The following is a 7,813-nucleotide window of genomic DNA, read 5'->3' as shown; positions in this document are numbered from 1 at the left end:
TCTGAGTCCAAAGAACAGCCCCATCGCAATCGCGAACATCACACCGACAAAACCTAGATAAGCAATCGCACCAGACATAACTCTTTAACTCCACTATAACTATGTACTTACTATTAAATCATCGACGGGAACCTAGCGGGTGAAGGGCACTCGATTCTACTACGGTAATGCCAAAGGCAAAGCTACGCCAACGAGACGCGAACGCGTTGGCGCAGCCGCTCGCACAGAACCAAAGCGTCTGCCTCAACACATAAGACTTTCTGCGAAAATCAGGCTTTAGGCTTTAGGGGGAAGAATAGCGGAGTTGGGTCGAGCGGGGAACCCGCTCACGACCCATACCCAAGCAGATGAAAAAATACAAGCAAAGATTTTGTTTTTACTCTCGCAGGAGGTCTATAGTCTCTACCACTGAAACGTCACCGTCATCGGTATCGTAGCTGCGGACATCTACACTAGAATTAGGTTTAAGGTCGTTTGCGCTCCAACTTTCTAATTAAAAAGCGACAGATCGAATTACCTCTTACCTCTTACCTCTTACCCATTACCTCTTACCCATATTGTTATGGAACCGATTACAGTTGCGCTAACAAATCCCTATGAGATCTCGATCGCGCCGGGAAATCTCGATCGCTTGGGGGAAAAATGCCGCCAGCTCGCTCTGGGCAACAAAATCATGGTAGTTTCCAATCCGACCGTATTTGCCCTGTACGGCAAGCAGGCAATTGACGCACTCCAAGCTGCCAAATTTGAAGTCTCCTACTGCGAACTCCCCGATGGTGAAAGCTACAAAACACTCGAATCGATCGCGAAGATTTATCAACTTGCCCTCGATCGGGGGCTAGAACGCTCGTCAACGCTCGTTGCTCTAGGCGGTGGCGTAATTGGGGATATGACGGGTTTTGCGGCGGCTACGTGGCTGCGGGGCATCAATGTGGTGCAGGTACCAACAACGCTCCTGGCAATGGTAGACTCGTCGATCGGTGGTAAGACTGGCGTCAATCATCCCGATGGTCCCAAAAATCTGATTGGTGCCTTTCATCAACCCCGGCTGGTGCTTACCGATCCGCTCGTCCTCCAGACACTTCCCGCACGAGAATTTCAGGCAGGGATGGCCGAAGTTATTAAATATGCCGTTATTGGCGACAGTGAGCTATTCGTGCTGCTAGAAGGCGCTAATGGACTCCAGGCAAGTCAGATCGCGCCCGAACTCCTAGCTACTATTCTAACTCGATCGGCTCGTGCGAAGGCGAAGATCGTCAGCGAAGACGAGCATGAATTAACTGGATTAAGGGCGACTTTAAATTACGGTCACACGATCGGTCATGCGATCGAAAATGTGACAAAATATGCAGTGAATCATGGCGAAGCTGTTGCCATCGGGATGGTTGCCGCCGGACAAATTGCGGTGAAATTGGGACTGTGGGACGCTGCTGCCGCTGCCCGTCAAAATCGGGTGATTCAATCGGCTCATCTGGCGATCGATCTCCCACCCCAGATCGATTTAGCGCAGATCGTCGAGACACTTAAATCCGATAAAAAAGTTAAAGCAGGCAAGGGGATATTCATTCTTCCCAGTTACATCGGTGCCACGGAGACGATTGCCTACGATCCGCTCCCCGGATCGTTAAATGCCGATCGAAAGGTCGTGTCGAATGCGTTAATTATGCAGATTTTAACAGCTATGTTGCCGATTGCAATTGCTTAGATTCCAGTTATCCTAATTTTTACGTGCGATCGACGTGCATCGATTTTAGATTCTCCCCGCAAATCTCAGCCACCATCTACCGCTCTTGAACTATCTCACCCGATTCACAAATCTTTCTCTTCAACTTCCCGAACACTTGCGAGCTGTGTGGCGATGGTTGCCAGGGCCAATTGCGGCGACGATCGCGATCGGATTGGTACAGCTCGATGCCATGGCTCCAGTTGAAGATTTTGCGTACAATCGCCTCACCGAATTGCGCGGCGAACGGGCATGGGACGATCGGGTAGCGGTCATCGAAATCGACGATGAAAGTATTACTAAATTTAGAGATTTACCAAAAAATCGCGCGTACTATGCCAAGCTAGTTAAAATTCTAACTAAGTATAATGCCAGTACGATCGTCTTTGAGCCGATATTCAACGACATCACACCCAATGATGCCGAACTGATCGAAGCGATTAATAATCATAAAGCTGTCGTCCTCGCTCAAAGTTGGGATAACAAAGGTGTGCCGATCGTCCCCACCCGCCGCTTGAAAGCCGCCGCTCAAGCAATCGGTCATATCGATAAAATTAAAAGTCACGATGGGGTCATTCGCCAAATTCTCTCATACAAGAATCGGGTTTATTCGCTAGCCTGGATGGCAGTCGAAGGACATAATCTTAGCAATGAGCCGGAAATCAAACGTCCGCCCAATGAGGGCAATTTCTGGATTAATTGGCCGGGTAAAATTGCCAAGACCAATCACTATTCTTTGAGTTCGGTTTTAGAGCCACAAACCGAGCGCGACAAGCAACGGCTCGAAAAAGGTTTTAATAATAAAATTGTCTTAGTAGGCGTCACAGGTAGTAGCGCCAAACAGATCGAGACGCCATTCGATCGCGCTGAAGGGGTCGCCAGTATTTATTTACATGCGGCAATTGTCGATAATTTACTGGGACGCGATCGACTTCAAATCGTCCCTGGTAATTGGCTATTATTAGTACTGCTCGGATTCAGTCCGCTCTTGAGCGACAGGCTCAGTCGGCTTACTCACGGGCAAAGATTGCTGGCATTACTCGGCTTGAGTGGTGGCTGGATGACAATTGTTACTTTAGCTTTAGCAAATAATTACTGGCTGCCAGTTGCCGCACCAATTACACTACTAACCCTCACTTGTGTCGGCGTTGCTTATTGCGAGCGTCAATATACAGACTTTCTGGTAAAACGCGAAATAGACAGGCTGTGGCAAACCCATCAGATCAATCTAGTGACGCACACGCCTCGCTCTGGCGATCGACAACTTTTACAGCCAATTCCAGTTGGCAAAGTTGCTAAACTAGCCACGATCGCCGCCGAATTAGGGCGGGCACAATCGGCACAAACCGCGATCGCCCACAGCTTATCGATGGGACTGCTCGCCACTGAATTAGACGGAACGGTGTGGTTTTGTAATTCGGTCGCTTCCCAACTTTTAAATATCAATATCGGCGATAAAATCGAACACTGTTTGGTACCGCACTGGCTGACTACAAGGGAGTGGCAGGATCATCTCGTCGATATCCACACTTATCAAAGTTTGCCAGCTAAAGAAGTCAAATACAATGATAAATTTTTCACGCTGAAATTAGAAGCATTACTTAATTGGCAAGAAATTCAAAGAGATATTATCGACGGTAAGAAAATTGGCGATATCGCCGTAGTGTCCGGCTTCTTGATTGCGATCGAAGATATCACCACCGCCAAGCAACTCCAGTCCCTCTCCCTCGATCTCGAACGCCATCGCCGTCAAGAGTTAGCCAAAGAAAATGCCATCTTAGAAAAGGCTCGCCAGCTCGCCGAATCTGCTGGCAAAATGAAGAGTGAATTCTTGGCAAATATGAGCCATGAAATTCGGACGCCGATGAATGGGATTATTAGTTTTACCGAGTTGTTATTAGATACTAAACTCAACGACGAACAGCGCAGCTTTGTCGAAACCATTCGCTGTAGCTCCGATAACTTGCTCAATATTATTAATGAAATCCTCGACTTTACCAAAATCGATGCCGGACAATTGCACCTCGAAGAAATTAATTTTAATCTCGTCGATACCGTCGAACAAACGATCGAAGTTCTTGCCAACAATGCTTATTCCAAGGGGATCGAATTGAGCTGTCGGATCGAACCTACCATCCCTACCAACCTCCAAGGCGATCCCACCCGATTGGGTCAAATTTTGACCAACTTAATCGGCAATGCGATCAAATTTACCGAGCGCGGCGGTGTCTCGATCGATATTAGCGCGATCGCGACCACCGATCGGCAGACGACCCTCTACTTTCAAGTCCAAGACACGGGGATCGGCATCGCCCAAGACAGTCAAGATAAGATTTTTCAATCCTTCTCACAAGCTGACTCCTCTACCACCCGCCAATATGGCGGTACGGGTTTAGGACTAGCCATTTCCAAACGCCTGATTGAAATGATGGGCGGCGATATCGGGGTGATCAGCGCCCCCTCAGCAGGTTCGATCTTTTGGTTTACCCTCACCTGCACGCGGACTAGCCTCACCCCAGAAATAGACGATCGCTCGATCCTCGCGCGTCAACTCGCCCAAACCATTCACGGACAACGCCTCCTGATTGCTGGCAATTGGGATCACAGCCGTCACGCCATCGCTAGTGCTGCCGAATATTATGGCGCGATCGTCACGACCACCACCACTAGTGCCGATGCCATGAATCTGCTGCTAGCCGCTGCCGCAGTCAGTAAACCTTTTGAAACCCTAATTACAGACCTTTCGTTCCCAGATAACCACAATACGACCCTCCCAGAGCAGATTAGCCACTATCCCGAACTAGCAGATTTGCGGATAATTACGACGATCTCCTTTAATGAATACGATCGCGTCTCCACGCTCCACCAGAAATCGATAATTGCCGGATACACCTTCAAACCAGCCAAGCCACTGATTCTACTCGGTAAATGTGTCGAGCCAGCCGCCCAAATTGCCCCCGCAAACACCTCATTTGGCTATATCACTGCGCCCAAACCACCCCAACCGCAGATCCTCGCCCCACAAGTCAGCTCCAATCTGCGCATCTTAGTCGCCGAAGACAATAAAGTCAACCAAAAAGTCGCCCTCAATCAGCTCAAAAATCTCGGATATACCGCCGATCTCGCCTGTGATGGCGAAGAAGTCCTCGCCAAAATTGCCGTTCGAGACTACGATGTAATTTTAATGGACTGTCATATGCCGCGACTCGATGGCTATGCAGCGACCAAAGAAATTCGGATTCGTGAAGGTAACATGCGACATACCGCCATCGTCGCTTTGACAGCCAGTGCCATGAAGGAAGATCGCGAGTTAGCCATGTTAGCTGGGATGGATGACTTTTTATCCAAACCCGTTCGCAAAGACGAACTTTCAGCCAAGATTACTCATTGGACGCAAGAATTGTGGCAACCACCGCCGGAAACGATTGCCATCTCTGTAGATAGCAACTCAGATGCAGCCCGTTCGGATTTGAGCGCGCCGTCAACACACAGCGATGGTACGCTCGGGGCTTCAGTAGATATAGACTACCTCCGGCGCATCTCCGAGGGCGATCTGGATTTCGAGCGCCAGATCCTGCAAGTCTTTGTCGAAAATACCCAAGCACAACTACGCCAGATCCATGTCGCAATTGCCAACCACGACTCAGCCACGATCGAACATCTCCTCCACACGATCGAAAGCGCTAGTGCCAATGTCGGCGCTGTAGCGATCCAAGAATTAATCGGTCGATTAGATAAAATTTTTACCAACAATCTTTTCGACGATTGCACCTTAACATCACCAGCAGCCATCTATCCTCTCCTCGACGAGATCGAGTATCTCACCACTGCGATCTCCCAAATGCACCAACCCCAAATTCATCTTGGGGAAAAGATGTAGGCAAAAGTTGTTCGATCGAGACAAAATAGGGAATAAGCGCAAAAACAAGCATCGCTCTGCGCTTGACATTGATGGTGAGCGAAATTATTTCCTCAAAAAACCTGCGCGACGGGCACAGCTAAAGCTGTTCGCAACTCCTGCAATAATGACTCCAAAAACATTAAGTCATTCGTCAAATCCGCAATTTCATCCTCAGACAACATTTCTGAATCCGATTGACTGTGATATGCTGCAATCCGAAATTCTAATGCTTCCGCGATCGATCTCATCGCTTTTGGAGATAAATTCATCATCATCATTTTTCTCAACTTATTTTGTAAAACTGCTCGCCAAGTGACTGTAACGCCTGTCGATATTCATCCAATGGCATTGAATAGCTTGGTTCCCATAGCCAATGATCTCCATAATCATTTACAACTCGCAGCTCGCTCGGAATCTCAGCTTCTCGATCGAGCTTCCACCAGTTTCTACCGTTCCCCCGGACAGAGAATGTCGAAATACCACCTGAATTTGCAGCTACCCATATTTTATCGCCATCCTCGTACAGATCGATATCCTTAGCTCGAATATGCTCCAACCTAGCAGAAACAGCATTGCCCATGCGATATAAATCGACTGGTGTTCTCCTCACATCCTCATCTCCGAAATTTTGCCTACTGAATAAAATACCGCATTCGCCCTACAGCCTCTAAAAGTTTGCTCTAAAATAACCCGATCGCTTCAATAATTTCTGTGCTATCATAAAGGAGATTCGGCCCCGCGCGGTCGTAACGCCCAAACCTTGTCAGGACTGGAAGGTAGCAGCAACATGGGATGCTTATAACAGGCGTGGAAGTCGAGTCATAAAAGTATTTTTTCGATCGCACCGAACGCCGACCATCGCTACATATCGGCAACCCGTACCAGTACTTACCTAGCCATAGCCACGAGCGAGCGTCTATCATAAAAGATGAGACAGCTCAAACAATAATCATCATTACCTTAAGAAGTTAACTATGGCTGGTTTAGGCGATATCGTCCAAAAAGCATTTTATCTTGGTGTCGGGCTAGCAACTACGGCTGGAGAACAAGCGGGCGAGACACTCTCATCTCTCGGCGTTCAGGCTCAAAAACTAGCTGATGAAATGGTCGCCAAGGGTGAAATCACCACCGAAGAAGCTCGAAAATTGGTGGATGATATGATCAAATCCGCCCAACAGCAAAATTTAGGTCAAGCGCCTAGTAGCACTACCGAACGCGCTCAAAAAACTACCGAGCCACGGCGGATTGAAATCGTCTCCGATAGCGAAGCACCATCCTCCCCCTCACAATCACCCGAACACATCAGCGACATGCGGAAGCAAGTAGAAGCCTTGCAAGAAGAGCTAAAACGGATGAAAAACTCTTAGAACTGTACTTACTCACATCTTTCACCAATGTATAAAGACTGGTTGAATCGTAGATAGTCGAGTACCCTGAGCCTAGACTAAGCACTAGTATAGTTAAACTGGTGCAAGATGTGAGCTTAGTTTTCAACAGCAGGGACGATCGAGCGATCGCCCCTGCATTTTGGCGATCGCGATCGACATCAATTATCGCGACAAATACGAAAGAGCCGTGCGAACTAGTTTAAGATCGAAACTGGAGCGAGAATCTAAATATTAAAATTGTGGTTAAAATTGGCATCCTCGGACTGGGTACCGTCGGTACTGGAACAGTTCAAATTTTACAAGATCTGGTGGGACGACATCACCTGCTCCAAGCTATTGAAATTCAGCGAGTAGGCGTCAGATCGATCGACAAACCGCGTGCTGTCGAGTTGCACCCAGATTTAGTGACAACCGATCTCCACTCGATCGTTACCGATCCCGAAATCGAAATTATCGTTGAAGTATTGGGTGGGATCGAACCAGCCCGCAGCCTGATTCTCACCGCGATCGAACATGGCAAACATATCGTCACTGCCAACAAAGCCGTTATCGCTAGATTCGGCGACGAAATCTTTACCGCTGCCAATCAAGCTGGTGTATATGTGATGCTAGAAGCGGCTGTGGGTGGGGGTATTCCCGTCATTCAGCCGTTGAAGCAATCGTTGGGGGTCAATCGGATTCAACGCGTGACTGGGATTATCAATGGTACGACTAACTATATCCTCACCCGGATGACCGTCGAAGGTGGCGAATTTGCCGATATCCTCGCCGATGCTCAAAAGTTGGGCTATGCCGAGGCAG

Annotated in this window: 7 protein-coding genes and 1 other RNA gene; 5 read left to right on the top strand and 3 right to left on the bottom strand. The window is 48.3% G+C overall.

Annotated features, from left to right (window positions below):
- The coding region (locus tag RMO52_RS17950) for a cytochrome b6-f complex subunit PetL (RefSeq protein ID WP_310416940.1) at positions 1-78 on the bottom strand (78 nt) is incomplete at its 3' end.
- 484 nt (positions 79-562) lie between these two features.
- Between RMO52_RS17950 and aroB the strand changes: the two genes are divergently transcribed.
- Together aroB and RMO52_RS17940 are read left to right on the top strand one after the other, a co-directional pair.
- Complete coding sequence (gene aroB / locus RMO52_RS17945; protein ID WP_310416933.1) at positions 563-1,705, top strand: 3-dehydroquinate synthase; 1,143 nt, start codon at positions 563-565, stop codon at positions 1,703-1,705.
- 85 nt (positions 1,706-1,790) lie between these two features.
- On the top strand, positions 1,791-5,603 hold the full coding sequence (locus RMO52_RS17940; RefSeq protein WP_310416930.1) for a CHASE2 domain-containing protein: 3,813 nt from the start codon (positions 1,791-1,793) through the stop codon (positions 5,601-5,603).
- Positions 5,604-5,695: 92 nt separating this feature from the next.
- Here RMO52_RS17940 and RMO52_RS17935 read toward each other — a convergent pair whose 3' ends face one another.
- On the bottom strand, positions 5,696-5,872 hold the full coding sequence (locus RMO52_RS17935) for a hypothetical protein (RefSeq protein ID WP_309745347.1): 177 nt from the start codon (positions 5,870-5,872) through the stop codon (positions 5,696-5,698).
- A gap of 35 nt (positions 5,873-5,907) precedes the next feature.
- A complete protein-coding gene (locus tag RMO52_RS17930; RefSeq protein WP_309745345.1) occupies positions 5,908-6,234 on the bottom strand; it encodes a hypothetical protein in 327 nt (108 codons plus the stop codon).
- Positions 6,235-6,351: 117 nt separating this feature from the next.
- On the opposite strand from RMO52_RS17930, the gene ffs reads away from it, so the two are divergent.
- From ffs to RMO52_RS17915, 3 genes are all read left to right on the top strand, one after another.
- An RNA gene (gene ffs, locus RMO52_RS17925) (signal recognition particle sRNA small type) lies at positions 6,352-6,448 on the top strand.
- Positions 6,449-6,598: 150 nt separating this feature from the next.
- On the top strand, positions 6,599-6,991 hold the full coding sequence (locus RMO52_RS17920; RefSeq protein WP_310416927.1) for a hypothetical protein: 393 nt from the start codon (positions 6,599-6,601) through the stop codon (positions 6,989-6,991).
- A 257-nt stretch (positions 6,992-7,248) separates the two neighbouring features.
- Positions 7,249-7,813 (top strand): homoserine dehydrogenase (locus RMO52_RS17915; protein WP_310416936.1); only part of this gene is annotated, 565 nt, incomplete at its 3' end.

The sequence above is a fragment of the Chamaesiphon sp. OTE_8_metabat_110 genome, from assembly GCF_031382685.1.
GTDB lineage: Bacteria > Cyanobacteriota > Cyanobacteriia > Cyanobacteriales > Chamaesiphonaceae > Chamaesiphon.
This window is presented reverse-complemented; position numbering and strand designations above follow the sequence as displayed.